We start from the raw sequence: 15,341 nt of genomic DNA, 5'->3' as shown, positions 1-15,341 counted from the left end.
TCAAGAACCGCAGGGACTGCGGGGATCGCTTGGCAAATAAGAGAAACCTCTGATTGCGGTGTATGCCACCCTAGTTACGTAGGCTCTGTTCCCAAGAATCTCCCACTTCAATTAGACCACAAGGTCGAATAAGTGGGGAGTAGTTCAAGCTACTAGCTCTTTTAAAAACCCATAAATCCGCTAAAGAATGGACTAAGCCATATAATAATGTAAGTTAAACCGTCAAAAAATAATATGAAACCTAGCACAATCATTATATAGCCACCTACTTTTGTTATAAGGCGATTATATTTTTGAATCCATTTAACACGAGTAATGAAAATTGATAAAAGTAAAAACGGAATGGCAAAGCCGAGAACATATACAATCATATACCATATACCAGACCCTGGATTTTGGGCTGCCATTAGGAATACTGCTCCTGTAATCGGTCCAGTACACGGGGTCCATCCTGCTGCAAATGCCAATCCAATCAGAAATGTTCCAAAATAACCAACAGGCCTGTTTTTAAATTGCAACTTTTTCTCCTTCATTAAAAATGTGGGAGTAAAGAATCCTAGAATCATCAGTCCAAAGATGATAATGAAAATTGCTCCAATTTGACGCAGCAAATCTTGGTACTGATAAAAAAATGTACCAACTAGCGATGAGCTGTATCCTAGAAAAATAAAGATAACTGAAAACCCTAACAAAAAAGTAATAGTATGTGTTATTCCACTTCTTTTAATTTTTACCTTATCTGATGTCATATCATTTAGTGACATCCCCGTTATGTAGGAAATGAAAGCTGGATATAACGGTAGCGTACAGGGAGATACAAAGTTCAAAAAACCGGCACCAAAGGCAAGGAACAAGTTAATATCCGCAAGCATCTATCATAAGCCCCTTTCAAAAATAGTCATTACTTTCAATAGGCGTTACATGAAGAGGCATTAGATGCCATACTAATTGCATCTCACATTCCCCAATAAGTGACTGTGTCTAGAAAACCAATTACGATGAGTATAACCCCTGCTACTCGCTGTACCATCCTTCCGACTTTCATGCTGCTTTTCATGACAAGCCTCTTTGCATCAACTATCCAGATAAAGAAAAATAGAGCTAGCAATGGAATGGATGTAGCTATACCAAAAACGGCAGGCAACATAAACCCATATGAAGTAGTTGCAACAAGAGGCATTAACCAGAAGAAAAATAGTACAAACATTGTAGGACAGAAAGCTAAAGAAAAGCTAACTCCTAATAAGAAGGACCCTACCCTCCCATTCTTTATTCGAACAGGGATGTACTGTGTAAATTTATTTAGAAACTCTAGTTTCAAGACGCCGAGTAAGACTAGTCCAGTAGCGATAATGAATGGACCAATTATTTTACGAAATAACGAAAAGTAATCAATTAAAGCACTTTGAAATGCCTCTCCCAAAAACCAGACTAGCAACCCTAGCGAGCTAAAAACAACTACTTTTCCTGCTATAAAAGAAGTAACTTCCGCTAGATTTTCTTTTAACTGGATGGACCGATTCCCATATAAAGTAACGGCACTCATATTCCCAGTTAATTGACAGGGGGCTACAGCACCCAGCAAACCTAAGAGTAATGCCACAATAACAGGATTATTTTCGAACGATAAAAGTAAGGTGTTCACCGGTTCCGTGATGAGTTGACTTATACTTGATAAAAAACTATACAAAGCAGATGGCACCGCCCTCATTATTTCAATAGCAAACCTTCTTTAGCCAGTTTATCCCACGTATTTCCTTGATCTTTCGTTACATATATATCATTGCTATGCGTTGCTATCACTAGCTCTTTCTCATTCTCCGGATTAACCGCAATGAAAACAATTGGATTCATTGCTTGATCTGGTATCTGAATAGACGTTGTCTGATTATTATCGGTAGTAAACCATGTAAGCGTTGTTTTTTCATTTTCATAGCTTGAATAGTAACCTCCGCGATCAGTCAATATTGTATAAAGATTCATTTTATCAGTAGAAATACGCTCAAAATTCTCCCCATAATCACTCGATAAGAATATTCCATCTTTACTTCCTATAGCCACCACGTTTTCTAATGAAGGGTGGGCCGCTATATTAGAAATGAACTCTGAATCAAAACCATTCATAGCTGCAATCTCCCATGTAGCTCCTTCATCTACTGTATAATGAAGACCTCGTGACATTATATTTGTCGGCATCTCGTTTATTACATAAATAGCATTAGAATCATATCCTGCTGCTAAGTAATGAAAATCTATTTCTCCATAAAACGCTAATTTTTCGAAACTAGCTCCTCTGTCAACGCTCTTAATCAAGCCTAGTGGATTTTTATAATTAGATCCAGGTTCTGGATGACCACTTGAGAAAAAACCATCTTGAACCGCTTGGAATCCCATATAATCATGCTTTTCTTTATTCGCTTCTTTCCATCCCTCTTTACTGTATTCATAAAGCCCATCATGTGTTGAAATTATTAGGTTAGGCCCTCCGTTTATATACCCCAAGCCATGTAAATGTTGAAAGGTATCGTTCTTTACTTCGCCAAACATATAAGATTCAGTTTCCTTATTACATGCTGATAACATCACGGTAAAAGTCAGTAAACCGACTATATACTTCATTTTCCCCCGGATGTTTTTCTCCTTTAACTCCATTTGTATCCTATCCCCCATACTGTTTTCAGAAATTCCTCATTGGGAAACTCTGCACTTTTTAATTTATCTCGTAAGTTTCGTATATGTGAATCGATTGTTCGAATGTCGGTATACGTATCGTAATCCCAAGCGGCATGCATCAACTGGTCTCTTGTTAACGTTCTCTTTGGCTGAGAAATAAGTGCATCAACAATGGAGAACTCTTTTAACGTCAGTTGTACACTTTTTTCTTTGTAGTGTAATGAATAAGAGTCTCTATTTAATATAAAGTCACCGTAGATCGTGTTTTCCGAATGCTCACCCATGTTCTGATAACGTCGCAATACAGCATTCACTCTCGCAATCAGTTCACGCTCATCGAATGGTTTTGTAATATAGTCATCCGCGCCTGATTCTAACCCTTTTACTAAGTCTCTCTTATCTGTTCTTGCTGTAAGCATGATCACCGGAACATTTGAAAACTCTCTTATTTCTCGACAAACTTCCCAGCCATCTTTATTCGGCATCATAATATCAAGCAATACTAAATCTATCTGCTCATCAAGTAAGCGAGCCAATCCTTCTGCTCCATTTTCTTCCTTTATACACCGAAAGCCTTGAGGAGCTAAAAATAGCTCGAGTAAATCTAGCATTCTGCGTTCATCATCAATAAGTAAAATTGTCCGCATCTGCCTATCTCCTCATCATTTAGATTTCAACTGTGAATGTACTCCCTTTTCCTACTTCACTTTCCACTTTAAGAGTTCCACCATGAGCTTCAACAAGTTCTTTCACAATGGCCAAACCTAACCCAGACCCTCCGAATGTTCTGGAACGGGATTTTTCGACACGATATAGCTTGTCGAAGATCTTATCTATTTCACTGGATGGAATTCCTATCCCTCCGTCCGTTACCGATAGGATGGTCTTCTGTTGCTGTTGATAAATATCTAGTGTTACTGTCGTCTGTTCATCTGAGTATTTCAACGCATTGTCCAGCAAATTCAAAATAATTTGCTCTAAACGAATCCGATCCGCAAAAAGTTGAAAATCCATTTCACATCTCATATGCAACGCTATTTTTTTCAAATCAAATGATGGTGCTACGAGTCGATCCATATCTTCTATAAATTCCTGTGCAGAGAAATGACTTTTTGTTATCGTAAATGTGATTTCATCCATTTTCGCTAATTCCATCAAATCCTTTACTAAATCCTTCATTCGATTGGATTCTTCTGCAATAATTTGTAGATAATGATTTCGTTCTTCTTCCGATAGCCCTTCTCTCATCGCAACTTTCAAATAACCTATTAGATATGTAAGTGGTGTGCTCAATTCATGCGAGACAGACGCCAAAAACTCATTGCGCTCCGTCTTCATTTTTTCCAGGTCTGTCGCCAATTTCATAATCGCTACCGATAGTTCCCCCAGCTCGTCATTGCCTGCTTTCGGAAGGCTTACATCAAATTTCCCCTCACTCAATCTCTCTGTCGCTTCCTTCATGCGAATCAAGGGGCGAGTGAGTATTTTAGACAAAATCAAATAAATGACAAATAAGATGATAATACTCGCTCCACCGGCAAGTCCGAAATGCTGATTTAATTTACGGACTAACTTTTCAATTGGTTGGCTGCTTTGAAACATTACAACATATCCGGACTGACCCACGTCCGTTTTGTAGGGATGTACACTCGCAATGTATGGAGAGTCTCCCCACTCCGGTATAAGTATTCGATCGGTTTCATCTGTTTTGTCAATTAATGATAAAGTTGAAGAATAATGCTCCATATCTCCAACCGAGCTACTAATCACTTTTCCATCCTCATCCGTAATGATGACTTCCCTGTCTTTTCCTGCTTCCATCAGTACAATATGTGCAATCGTTTTGTCAGAATAGTAGTCTTCCAAGACGTTTCGATGGTTGCTGCCACTTGCTAATAAACGTGAGTATTCTTCGTCTACTCTTGCGTGAATAATATTTTGATGCAAATAAATCATTAATATCGTTTCAAGTATTAGGACAGTACTAATAAAATAAGCAGCTAACTTTTTAGAGATTTTATTCATACAAACCACCTCATGCTTTCAGTATAAAAAAAGAATATGAAAAAGATGTGCAGTTTTGATTTAAGCCATAGAAATCGTTAGACTCCATGTCGTCTTTGTGTCTACATTCACTATATTATACTTGTATTATCGACAACACTTTCGAGCGGTAAAACATTGAAACAATATATTCGGAAACTCTTTCTTATCGAGTAACCGAAAAAAATACGCAAAAAAGTCCCGTTGATCCTAGGATTAACGGGATTATTCTATACTTATTCTTTAAAGTCTGCATTCATCGTTACTTCTTTCCATTCAGCCATATCTTCTAGCAAATGAGTGAATTTCTCGTATGCCAGTTCATATGCAGCAGCGCCAAGTAATAATCGTAAAGGCGGATTTTCCGATTGTGCCACGTGCAACACAGCTTCCGCTAGTTTTTCAGGATCTCCTTCTTCTGTTCCGCTAGGTCGTTCAATTCGTTTTCCTACTGTTTCTTGATAGTCATCAATAGCTGTTTGTGTACGATTAGCTGAACGTCCAGCCCAGTCTGTACGGAACGCACCAGGCTCGATAAGTGTTACCTTTATTCCTATAGGTGCCACTTCTTTCGCTAGACTTTCAGAAATACCTTCTACTGCATATTTCGTTGCATTATAGTATCCGACTGCAGGGAATGACGCTAGTCCACTAATAGAAGAGAAATTAATAATATGGCCAGACTTTTGTTTTCTTACATGTGGTAACACTTCGTTCGTCACCGCCATCAATCCCCAGAAGTTAATCTCGAACATTTTTCGCGTTTCTTCTTCTACGCTTTCTTCAACAGAGCTAAAATAGCCAATTCCAGCATTGTTCACTAGCACATCTATTCGTCCAAATGACTCTATTGCTTGATCAACTGCATCTTTCACTTGTTCCTTGTCTGTTACGTCTAGCTTTAGTAATTGAACATTTTCCGGATGAAGTTCTTGTAGATCTCGTATGTGTTCAACATTTCTAGCAGTAGCGACCACTTTATAGCCCGCGGCAATTACTTTCTTTGCAATTTCCCGACCAAATCCAGTCGAGCAACCTGTAATAAACCAAACTTTTGAGTGTGTCATATAATCTCTTCCTTTCACATTCGTCATACTAAATACTCTACCATAATTAGCAGTTACGTCCTCTAAAGACCATGTATCTTGTTCGTAATGATTCTAATTGCATAAGAAAAAAACTTATCCGAAAAATGGTTATGACTTTTCGGAAAAGCTTATACGTTACGAACATTCTATTTTACTATTGTTACAGATCAATTGACATGCATAATCACTTTTTGACTTTCACTACCTAGTACGAGTTTCTAAAGTGTATTCAGGCCGCGGCTACTTAATATTAAATGATCGATTTCATTCGCTATAGCTTTTCACTCTGTACAACATCTCTACAAATCCACTCTGCCGCACGAAAAAGATCTGGAAAAACAGCATCTGCTAGAGGATCGGTAGTGCCAATGAAGACTGTTTTCATCCCTGCCTTCTTACCCGCCACAATATCCGTATCCGTATCGCCAACCATATAAGATAAATTTGGATTCACATTATATTTCTTTGCCAAATTATCAATCAATTGACTGTTTGGTTTACGACATGTACATCCCGCCTTTGGTTTATGTGGGCAATAGACAACTTCATCGATAATTGCACCTTCTTGACGAAGTATGTCTTTCATATGGTCATGAATTTTAATGAGTTGGGACTCTTTCATGTAGCCAAGTCCTACGCCTCCTTGATTCGTAACGACAAATATATAATCGAATACCCTATTCAACCGTTTAATCGCCTCTGCAACGCCGGGTAATAAAAATAACTGTTTTGGCTCATTAACGAACTTCACTCGCTCCGTTAACACTTCATTAATCACACCATCACGATCTAAAAAAACAGCTTTCTTCATATGACTTCACTCCTGACAAGTTATAGGTCTACTCAACAGGTTTTCCTATACTACTGCCTTTATACAACTAAAGAAAAATAAATAACAACGGTAAAAGAGAGCACAGATCTAGTACAGATTCTGTGCTCTCTCTTTTCATTCCACGCGCCGATGATCTATTCCCCAAGACTTTACGGATTTCTTCATTTCATCAGGTGACAACTCTCCACGCACTCTTCATATGAAGTAAATCTCAATGCAGTCAATTGTGATTTTATCACTCTTGTAGCTAAACGATTACCCGTCAACATAAAGTAATGTAGCTGTTCTTCCATGACGTTTAAACAATCTGGGAAAGACAACGCATAAATACGTGCGAGCATTCCAGGAATAATAACAGAATCAGCTTTGAGTAACCATGCTTTGCAATTGATAAGTTCCATAGCTGACTGTTGTTAAAAGCGAGAGTAAGTTTAATGGTAGAAAAATGTAGTATTGCAATGGTTTTACGCGCGTCTGCTTTTCATACGATTGTTTTTCATCTCGTCACTCTTTTGATTACTAATGAGGGTACTATTACTCGTATTACAATAGATTACGTCTACGCTTCTATTTATTTAATTAGCCAAGCTTTATTTGCTCAGTCGGTGCTATAGCCAAATCCGAGCACTTTCCTGCTTTTAAAAGGAAACTATCGGATTCATCTGGATATTTCTCTTGCAGTAATTTAGCAATATCTAAGATTTTATCCAAATCAAGATTAGTTTTGATACCCATCTCTTCAAAGCCATGTACGATATCCTCTGTAGCGATATTTCCACTGGCATTCGGAGCGTAAGGACAACCACCTAATCCAGCTAATGAGCTATCAAAATCGACAATCCCTTCAGCATATCCTGCCACCGCGTTCGCAAATGCCATCCCTCTTGTGTTATGAAGATGCAGCGAATAGTGGAAATCCGGAAACTCTTGCTGTAGTCCATAAACAATTCGTTTGATACTTTCTGGATTTGCCATGCCCGTCGTATCAGCTAACGAAATATCACGCACACCTAGTTGCTCATAGCGTTTACAAATTTCAATATGCTTCTCGATCGGGACAATACCTTCATACGGACAGCCGAATGCAACTGAAATAGAACCACTGATTTTGATTGGATCAGATTCTGCACGTAACACTAGCGGTTCAAACCCTTTCATAGCTTCCATCGTTTTTGCATTCGCATTGTTCATACTGTGCGAATCCGTTGCTGAAAGCATGAGCTTCGCTTTATCCACTCTCGCTGCAATCGCACGTTCCAAGCCGCGTAAATTTGGGACAAGCGCACGCAAGATCACGCCTTCAGGGCGAGTGATTCTTTGCAATACTTCATCTGCATCGCTCATTTGCGGGACTGCTTTCGGGTGAACAAATGAAGTGACCTCCACTTGCTTGAATCCACATTGTAAAATATAATTAATGATTTCAATCTTCATTTCAGTCGGTACTGCCTGGGGCAGACTTTGAAAACCGTCTCGGGGAGAAACTTCAGTAATGATAACCTCTTTGCGTGCGTCCATTAGTGAATCCTCCTTATATAATACTTCGTTCTTTCAACGATTCGATTTCTTCATCAGTCAGATCAACTAAATTCTTTAGAATATCATTATTATCGGCACCTAAATCAGGGCCGATGTTTCGGATAGAACCAGGTGTTTCAGAGAACTTTGGTACAATTCCAGGCATTTTGATTTTTCCGAGTCTAGGATGTTGCATTTCTACAATATTCTCTCTCGCCTTGAAATGCTCATCTTCAAAGATATCTTTAATGCTGTTTATCGGGCTGATTGGAACGCCGAAGTTATCCAAATGCTTTTGCAATTCATCACGATTTTTCGTGCGTACCCAGTCAGCTACAATGCCATTCGTCATATCAAAGTGTTGCAGACGTACCGCATTTGTGCAGAATCTCTCGTCTTCCAACATATCTTGACGATCCATTGCTTCAGCCAAACGTTCGAATGTTCGATCTGAACTCGTTACGAGAACGACCCAATGATCGTCTTTCGTCTGGAATGTGCCCGCAGGACTTGAGTGACCACTTAAACCAGGAGAACGTTCTTTAATGATGCCGTTTTGATCATAATCCGTCACTAAAAACTCCATCATACGGAAAACTGTTTCATACAGTCCTACATCGACATATTGACCTTGACCATCTTGTCCTGCATCACGATGATAAAGTGCTGTCGATACAGCAAATGCCACATAGACACCTGTTATGTAATCTACTAGAGAGAACGATGGACTGATCGGTGGACGGTCTGTATAGCCGTGCAAATAAGTAAATCCACTAAATGCAGTAGCAGGTGTTCCAAAACCAGCCTTGTGTGAGTAAGGGCCTGTTTGACCATATCCTGTTACACGGATCATGATCAACTCATCATTGACCTTTTTCAAGTCCTCATAACCTACATTCCATTTTTCCAGCGTGCCTGGTCGGAAGTTTTCGATTACTACATCGGATTTCGCAACCAACTTCTTCAAAATTTCTTGACCTTCTTCATGATGCAAATCCAGCGTCAAAGATTGCTTATTTCTAGCTAATGTCGGCCATCTTAAAGGTTCATCTTCTTTAAATGGACCCATCCCTCTTAATGTATCGCCCTTATTTGGTATTTCGACCTTAATAACTTCTGCTCCAAAGTCCCCAAGTAGTGTTGCGCCATAAGGAGCCGCAATCATAGTGGACAAATCCAAAATTCTAATGCCATCTAACGGACCTTTTTTAGTTGTGGTAGTAATTGTTACCCCCCCATTTCCTGTTAAATATTATTGCCAATTTATAACAATCCATTATTTTCTAAGTTATATGGATGACCAAAGTAACCTAACCTCTGGCAGATTTCTTTTGAACCTTCCACGAGTATTGTAACAAGTTCAGTCTCACGTTCTTCAGTTAATCTCTGAATAGGTCCGGCGATTGTAATACTCGCTATCATTTCCTCTTTGTGATTGATGATTGGGCATGAAATAGCAAAGCTGCCTGGGACTCTTTCACCTTTTGTGAAATCATAGCCTTGTTTTTGAATGCGTTTCATTTCTTTACGGAACTTGGCTTCATCAAAACATTCTTCACTCTTCAAACTTGCTAATGTTGTTTCAAACTTCTCTTCTGATAGGAAAGCTACAAGTACTTTACCTGACGCACCGCGTAAGGCAGATTTTCTATCACCAATCCGCACAAAGTTTCGGATGTCGAGAGGGCTATCTACTTTTTCTACACAGATACGATCTGCCTTATCAAGAATATTTAATTCTACTGTTTCACTTGTATCTTCTACAATCTTTTTCATAATAGGCAATGCAACTTCACGAAAATCCAAATTTCCCTGATAAATACTTCCTAGCTGGAAGAATTTAAATCCCAGCGCATAGCGATGATTTTCTTTATTTTGTTCTATAAAATCAAATGCTTCCATAGTATTGAGAATTCTAAAAATCGTACTCTTTGGAAAGTCTGTTTCCTTTTGAATTTCGCTAATAGAAAGCGTAGTTCTATCCATTGAAAACAAATCTAATACCGCAAACATTTTTTCGAATGATTTATTCACAATATAACCCCACATCTATATATATTTCGTTTTGAGAGAATTGTACATAGCGTGGAATACATTTAGGAAGTTGTTCTATTGTTTTATCAATAGTTCTCTTGGTTGCGCATTAATCGAACATTTACTATACAGAATAGATGAATAACATTTCAGCGAGTCATTCCAACTCGCTGAGTAAGTTCATCATATTTCGTACTCTCGACTATTACTTTACTTTTTGCTCCTTAATGATTGTACGCTTTACTAATTCTCCCTTTTCAAACCATTGCCAAACTCTTGCACGGTGTTGACCATCAGGACTTAAATTAATCATTTCATATAAATACTTATCTGTGTCATTTACGTATTTCCATGTAAGTATAATGGTATTCTCATCAACTTCCCATGAATGGCCCTTAATACGATCTGTATCGAAAATAATGTGCTTATCTTTATAAGAACCTGGAAATTCAATTCTTTCTGACTTTCCGTCAGCCCATGTATACGTATTTGTTTGGAAGTATGGATATTCTTCATTATCGTCACGTAGATCACATGTTAGGTATGAGTCGTGTTGATCTAGAAGCTTTCCGCTTGGATCTACCACTGTGTAAACACCTTTCCATTCTCCTTCGTGTCTTGCAAATACTGGCATCTCTTCTCTAATATTCATCATCTTTTCCTCCTAATAGTTTAGTTTGTATTTTTTACACCGTAAAGCATATTTTTACAATTATTTTTGTTTATACATCGTACCACCAAGGGCCTTTTACTCCTGTATTGATCAAATTGCTCCCTTGTCAGCCGCATCCACTACTTGCTGTTGGATAATATTAGCTTGCTTCATCATATTTCGCACTCTCGACTATTACTTTACTTTTTGCTCCTTAATGATTGTACGCTTTACTAATTCTCCCTTTTCAAACCATTGCCAAACTCTTGCACGGTGTTGACCATCAGGACTTAAATTAATCATTTCATATAAGTACTTCTCTGTGTCATTTACGTATTTCCATGTAAGTATAATGGTATTCTCATCAACTTCCCATGAATGGCCCTTAATACGATCTGTATCGAAAATAATGTGCTTATCTTTATAAGTACCTGGGAATTCAATTCTTTCTGACTTTCCGTCAGCCCATGTATACGTATTTGTTTGGAAGTATGGATATTCTTCATTATCGTCACGTAGATCACATGTTAGATATGAGTCGTGTTGATCTAGAAGCTTTCCGCTTGGATCTACTACTGTGTAAACACCTTTCCATTCTCCTTCGTGTCTTGCAAATACTGGCATCTCTTCTCTAATATTCATCATCATTTCCTCCTAATAGTTTAGTTTGTATTTTTTACACCATAAAGCATATTTTAACAATTATTTTTGTTTATACATCGTACCACCAAGGGTCTTTTACTCCTGTATTGATCAAAAAAGCTTTCTTGCGGATAAACCGCTTGATTGAAGCGGAGCCCATTCGAGAGCCACCCAGACCGGAGAATTTAAATGAATTCTTTTCTCCTTCATACATAATGGCCGTTAGCGCTGCATCATTGATACTGATTGCACCCGCTTCAAGTTGACTTGCAACCTCAATCGCTTTTTCCTCTGTACCTGCAAATACTGCGCCGCCGAGACCAAAATTGGTGTTGTTCGCAAACTCTACTGCTTGTCGTTCATCCTTAACACGCATGATAGGAAGCACAGGCCCGAATGTTTCTTCTACCATTATTTTCATTTCATGATCCACGTCTGTCAGAACAGTCGGCAGACACCAAAGACCACCTGAGTGTTCTTCAATCTCACCGCCACAATGAATGATTGCTCCCTTGTCAGCTGCATCCATTAATTGCTGTTGGATAGTATTAGCTTGCATTTTCGTAATGATTGGCCCAATGTGTCCATCCTCTACGTTTGGATGAGCGAGCTGTAACTTCTTTGCTTTCTGAACGAGTAATTCGACAAAGTCATCAAACACTTCATCTTCTACATACGTTCTTTCAATAGATAAACAAGATTGTCCTGAATTTGCGACCGAGCCCCACAGAATGGCGGAAGTCGCTCTGTCTAGATCAGCTGATTTCAATACGATCGCTGCATCTTTCCCACCCAGTTCAAGTGACACAGGAATAAAACGCTTGGAACACGCTTCCCCTACTAATCGTCCTGTCTTCACACTACCTGTAAACGCGACCAAGTCGACCTCGTTTACAATGTCTCTACCTGTTTCACCGGCTCCGGTTACCACATTCAATACACCTTGCAATACAGGAACATCAGCAATTGTCTCAAGTAACGGTTCAATGAATCTTGGTGTGAACTCACTCGGTTTAATGATGACTGCACTGCCTGCCAGTAATGCCGGGATAGCATCTATCAATGAAAGCAGTAATGGGAAGTTCCATGGACTGATAACACCTACTAGCGAATACGGTTTATATTCCCCTTCGATTTGCAAGAATGGAATAGAAGAAGTGATTCGATCTTCCGCTTTAAGAATCTCGGGAGCCAAATTGCACCACCGATCAATCATAGCTGGAATCGAATTGAACTCTAGAATCGTTTCGCTGTGACGGCCAGTATCTTTCACTAATTCGGCAATAATTTCTTCTTTTCGACATTCGATAGCGGTCTTCCACTTTTGCATGACATCGGCACGTCCGTTGACACCGAGCTGTTGCCACTCATCCTGTGCATTTCGTAACGCACGACAGCTGTTTGACAGCTCCTCCGAAGATGGAGGAGTAATGTAATAATCCGCTTCTCCGGTACGTGGATTCCGAACTGCTAATTTTGTCATTTTATCACGCTTCTTTTCGTTAGGTTTTCAATTACATCAATCTGTGTTTGAACAAAATGACTTCTCTCTGCTTTTTTCTCTAGTAAGCTATTGGCAGGATAGACACTGACATCATTATAGATTGGTGCATATAATTCGAGTCGTTGACGAGAAAGGATATTACCCATACCTGGACGTTGTCTCGCTCTGCGTAGTGCAGCCAAATCGATCTCTGCATTGGCGACCATGCTTTCTCCTGTTCCTGCTTCAGCTAGGATCAGTCCACGATAATCAATTATTGCAGATGAACCATCTGTTGAAGCCATTGGGATTGGAATATTCGCCATACCAGCTGAGTTCGCTGAAACTACGTATGCCATATTTTCGATAGATCGAGCGAGTCTCCCAATATGCTTTTGCGTTAATTGCGGACTTCCCACTTCAGATGAAGAGTGCAGTAATATTTCTGCACCTTTCAACGCCATAGAACGTGCCACTTCAGGATATAAGATTTCCTCTGAAGCAACCACACCGATATTTCCTATCGCTGTTTTAGCAACAGGGAATACTCCATCAATCCCATAAATGTCTAAGTATTTATCCCATACATCATGGGGAGTAGGCGCGAACATCGAGTTCAATCTTCTGTAACGCAATACTACTTCTCCAGAAGGATCTATGACAAAACTTGTTTGAAAATAGATTTCCGGAAAATGTGGATCCAGTTCGTAGACATTCCCCGATAAAAAGATATCGTGTTGTTGTGCTACTTTGCCTAGTGCCGCATATTCCGTACCATCCATTTCGATACACGCTTTGTTTTTCCATTCCTCAATTGATTCTCCCATTGGAAATCCTGTAAGGAAGTACTCGGGTAACACGACTAACTTTGTGTCTTTCCCAATGAAATTAATGCTCGCTTTGATTTGTTGAGAGACACGCTCAATAGTAGCCATCATTCTCTCTCGTACTTCTGCGTGATCACTGATTTGATTAATCGCGTCACACGTTACTTGCAATGCAAGTGCACGATAGGAAAGTATTGTTGTTTGATCCGTTTGATTAGTTTCACCAGCAGTAGTTGCCAACGAAAATCACCTCTATCTCATAATAGATAATAAAATAATGTTCTATTTTAAAATTACTGCATCGATCAGTTCAACTTCTTCATCTTTGCTTTTCTTTTGATCATTTGGATTATCCACTCTTATGAATATCGAAGCGACCATGAATAATAGTGTTCCGAATACCAAGAATCCTATTCCAGCAACAAATGATCCTTTCATTGCCGTGATTAAGAATCCTATTGCCATCGGTGAGATGAAACCAGCAATCTGTCCTGAGAAGTTAATTAACCCTGCAGCAGAACCAATAATGTTCGACGGAAAAGCTTTATGTGTAACAGCCCAGAATCCACCCATACCTGCTTGCATAAATAATCCAACTAGTGCTTGGAAGAGTATAGCCATTCCAAGTGATGGAGTGAAGTACATTGCTGTAATAAAGATGGCTCCAAATAAACCGGCAATGATAAATAGGTATCTTTCACGACCAAGGAATACTGTTCCTACTAAGTAACCTCCAAGAAGAGTTCCGATTACTCCAACTGTTGTTGGGATAGCAGATAACATACCTGCATTAAAGAGATTCAACCCTCTATCCATCATTAGATAAGACGGTAACCAACTTGCAAAGCCCCACATATAAATACAAACGCCGAACCAGGCAATTACGAAACTCCACATTCTTGGTAACTTTAGTAACTCTCTAAAAGAAAGCTTCGGATGATTCACGTTTTCTTGTTCCATCATTGATAAATCGCGTTTAGGGATAATTAGATAAGATAGTGCTAAGAATACTCCTACAATTGCGATGAAGATGAACATTGCACGCCATCCGAACATTACGATGATCGGAACTGCAATAAGTGGTGCTAATGTTAAACCAACTGGATCTCCTGATTTGATGAATGCTTGTGATCTCGGTCGCTTCTCTCTAGGTAAGTACTCGGCAATAGCTTTTGTACTAGCCCCAGGAAAACCACCTTCACCTAGTCCAAACAAGAACCGAATAATAACCAACGAAGTAACTGACCAAGCTAAGCCACTTAATCCTGTAAATAACGACCAAGCCATGATGGATATGACAATTACGATTTTTGAACCAAACTTGTCAGCTAGCCATCCACCAGGTATAGTCATAATCGCATACCCTAGAAAGAAACTACTTAGAATGATTCCTTTCATTGATGCATCAAGTGCAAACTCGTCACCTATACCTGTTATTGCCAAGCTCATTACCATACGGTCAAAAATTGAAATGACAGCACCCAAAAATAAAACAGTGACAATGAATCTCTGATTTTTACCTAAATTTTTAATATAATTCATAACGCAC

Annotated in this window: 16 protein-coding genes; all 16 read right to left on the bottom strand. The window is 39.1% G+C overall.

Annotation, left to right across the window (positions count from 1 at the left end; genetic code table 11):
* Positions 1-161 precede the first annotated feature (161 nt).
* The 16 genes from ORD22_RS10690 to ORD22_RS10615 all read right to left on the bottom strand — a co-directional run bounded on the left by ORD22_RS10690 (position 162) and on the right by ORD22_RS10615 (position 15,334).
* Positions 162-872 (bottom strand): cytochrome c biogenesis CcdA family protein, encoded by a 711-nt coding sequence (locus tag ORD22_RS10690; protein WP_317645959.1) that lies wholly within the window; start codon positions 870-872, stop codon positions 162-164.
* Positions 873-955: 83 nt separating this feature from the next.
* Positions 956-1,690, bottom strand: a complete 735-nt coding sequence (locus ORD22_RS10685) for an urease accessory protein UreH domain-containing protein (protein ID WP_317645964.1) — start codon at positions 1,688-1,690, stop codon at positions 956-958.
* A 20-nt stretch (positions 1,691-1,710) separates the two neighbouring features.
* A complete protein-coding gene (locus ORD22_RS10680; RefSeq protein WP_317645958.1) occupies positions 1,711-2,652 on the bottom strand; it encodes a F510_1955 family glycosylhydrolase in 942 nt (313 codons plus the stop codon).
* Complete coding sequence (locus tag ORD22_RS10675; RefSeq protein WP_317645957.1) at positions 2,643-3,320, bottom strand: response regulator transcription factor; 678 nt, start codon at positions 3,318-3,320, stop codon at positions 2,643-2,645. Before ORD22_RS10675 ends, ORD22_RS10680 begins: the two co-directional genes overlap by 10 nt.
* A gap of 19 nt (positions 3,321-3,339) precedes the next feature.
* A complete protein-coding gene (locus tag ORD22_RS10670; RefSeq protein WP_317645956.1) occupies positions 3,340-4,698 on the bottom strand; it encodes a sensor histidine kinase in 1,359 nt (452 codons plus the stop codon).
* 254 nt (positions 4,699-4,952) lie between these two features.
* Positions 4,953-5,810, bottom strand: coding sequence for an oxidoreductase (locus ORD22_RS10665; RefSeq protein WP_317645954.1), 858 nt, complete (start codon positions 5,808-5,810; stop codon positions 4,953-4,955).
* Positions 5,811-6,075: 265 nt separating this feature from the next.
* On the bottom strand, positions 6,076-6,615 hold the full coding sequence (locus tag ORD22_RS10660) for a D-glycero-alpha-D-manno-heptose-1,7-bisphosphate 7-phosphatase (RefSeq protein ID WP_317645953.1): 540 nt from the start codon (positions 6,613-6,615) through the stop codon (positions 6,076-6,078).
* 182 nt (positions 6,616-6,797) lie between these two features.
* Positions 6,798-7,037, bottom strand: a complete 240-nt coding sequence (locus ORD22_RS10655) for a DUF6526 family protein (RefSeq protein ID WP_317645952.1) — start codon at positions 7,035-7,037, stop codon at positions 6,798-6,800.
* A 178-nt stretch (positions 7,038-7,215) separates the two neighbouring features.
* The gene (locus tag ORD22_RS10650) at positions 7,216-8,154 is read right to left on the bottom strand and encodes a hydroxymethylglutaryl-CoA lyase (RefSeq protein WP_317645951.1); all 939 of its coding nucleotides are present in this window, start codon (positions 8,152-8,154) and stop codon (positions 7,216-7,218) included.
* 13 nt (positions 8,155-8,167) lie between these two features.
* Positions 8,168-9,379 carry a CaiB/BaiF CoA transferase family protein gene (locus ORD22_RS10645; RefSeq protein ID WP_317645962.1) on the bottom strand — a complete coding sequence of 404 codons (1,212 nt, stop codon included), beginning with the start codon at positions 9,377-9,379 and terminating at the stop codon, positions 8,168-8,170.
* A gap of 38 nt (positions 9,380-9,417) precedes the next feature.
* Positions 9,418-10,188 carry an IclR family transcriptional regulator gene (locus ORD22_RS10640; RefSeq protein ID WP_317645950.1) on the bottom strand — a complete coding sequence of 257 codons (771 nt, stop codon included), beginning with the start codon at positions 10,186-10,188 and terminating at the stop codon, positions 9,418-9,420.
* Between the two features lie 205 nt (positions 10,189-10,393).
* A complete protein-coding gene (locus ORD22_RS10635; protein ID WP_317645949.1) occupies positions 10,394-10,840 on the bottom strand; it encodes a DUF3598 family protein in 447 nt (148 codons plus the stop codon).
* A 195-nt stretch (positions 10,841-11,035) separates the two neighbouring features.
* A complete protein-coding gene (locus ORD22_RS10630; protein WP_317645948.1) occupies positions 11,036-11,482 on the bottom strand; it encodes a DUF3598 family protein in 447 nt (148 codons plus the stop codon).
* A 70-nt stretch (positions 11,483-11,552) separates the two neighbouring features.
* Positions 11,553-12,965, bottom strand: a complete 1,413-nt coding sequence (locus tag ORD22_RS10625; RefSeq protein WP_317645947.1) for an aldehyde dehydrogenase family protein — start codon at positions 12,963-12,965, stop codon at positions 11,553-11,555.
* Positions 12,962-14,032, bottom strand: coding sequence for a nitrilase-related carbon-nitrogen hydrolase (locus ORD22_RS10620; RefSeq protein ID WP_317645946.1), 1,071 nt, complete (start codon positions 14,030-14,032; stop codon positions 12,962-12,964). Before ORD22_RS10620 ends, ORD22_RS10625 begins: the two co-directional genes overlap by 4 nt.
* A 42-nt stretch (positions 14,033-14,074) precedes the next feature.
* On the bottom strand, positions 14,075-15,334 hold the full coding sequence (locus ORD22_RS10615) for an MFS transporter (protein ID WP_317645945.1): 1,260 nt from the start codon (positions 15,332-15,334) through the stop codon (positions 14,075-14,077).
* Between the last annotated feature and the right edge of the window lie 7 nt (positions 15,335-15,341).

This window comes from Sporosarcina sp. GW1-11 (assembly GCF_033088395.1).
GTDB lineage: Bacteria > Bacillota > Bacilli > Bacillales_A > Planococcaceae > Sporosarcina.
The sequence above is the reverse complement of the archived record's forward strand: the minus strand, read 5'-3'. Positions and strand labels throughout refer to the sequence as shown.

Excerpts from the sequence above, each read along its gene's own strand:
- ORD22_RS10675 (WP_317645957.1), bottom strand. The coding sequence starts at position 3,320 with ATGCGGACAATTTTACTTATTGATGATGAACGCAGAATGCTAGATTTA.
- ORD22_RS10690 (WP_317645959.1), bottom strand. The coding sequence starts at position 872 with ATGCTTGCGGATATTAACTTGTTCCTTGCCTTTGGTGCCGGTTTTTTG.
- ORD22_RS10635 (WP_317645949.1), bottom strand. The coding sequence starts at position 10,840 with ATGAATATTAGAGAAGAGATGCCAGTATTTGCAAGACACGAAGGAGAA.
- ORD22_RS10660 (WP_317645953.1), bottom strand. The coding sequence starts at position 6,615 with ATGAAGAAAGCTGTTTTTTTAGATCGTGATGGTGTGATTAATGAAGTG.
- ORD22_RS10630 (WP_317645948.1), bottom strand. The coding sequence starts at position 11,482 with ATGAATATTAGAGAAGAGATGCCAGTATTTGCAAGACACGAAGGAGAA.
- ORD22_RS10670 (WP_317645956.1), bottom strand. The coding sequence starts at position 4,698 with ATGAATAAAATCTCTAAAAAGTTAGCTGCTTATTTTATTAGTACTGTC.
- ORD22_RS10655 (WP_317645952.1), bottom strand. The coding sequence starts at position 7,037 with ATGGAACTTATCAATTGCAAAGCATGGTTACTCAAAGCTGATTCTGTT.
- ORD22_RS10650 (WP_317645951.1), bottom strand. The coding sequence starts at position 8,154 with ATGGACGCACGCAAAGAGGTTATCATTACTGAAGTTTCTCCCCGAGAC.
- ORD22_RS10680 (WP_317645958.1), bottom strand. The coding sequence starts at position 2,652 with ATGGAGTTAAAGGAGAAAAACATCCGGGGGAAAATGAAGTATATAGTC.
- ORD22_RS10615 (WP_317645945.1), bottom strand. The coding sequence starts at position 15,334 with ATGAATTATATTAAAAATTTAGGTAAAAATCAGAGATTCATTGTCACT.
- ORD22_RS10665 (WP_317645954.1), bottom strand. The coding sequence starts at position 5,810 with ATGACGAATGTGAAAGGAAGAGATTATATGACACACTCAAAAGTTTGG.
- ORD22_RS10625 (WP_317645947.1), bottom strand. The coding sequence starts at position 12,965 with ATGACAAAATTAGCAGTTCGGAATCCACGTACCGGAGAAGCGGATTAT.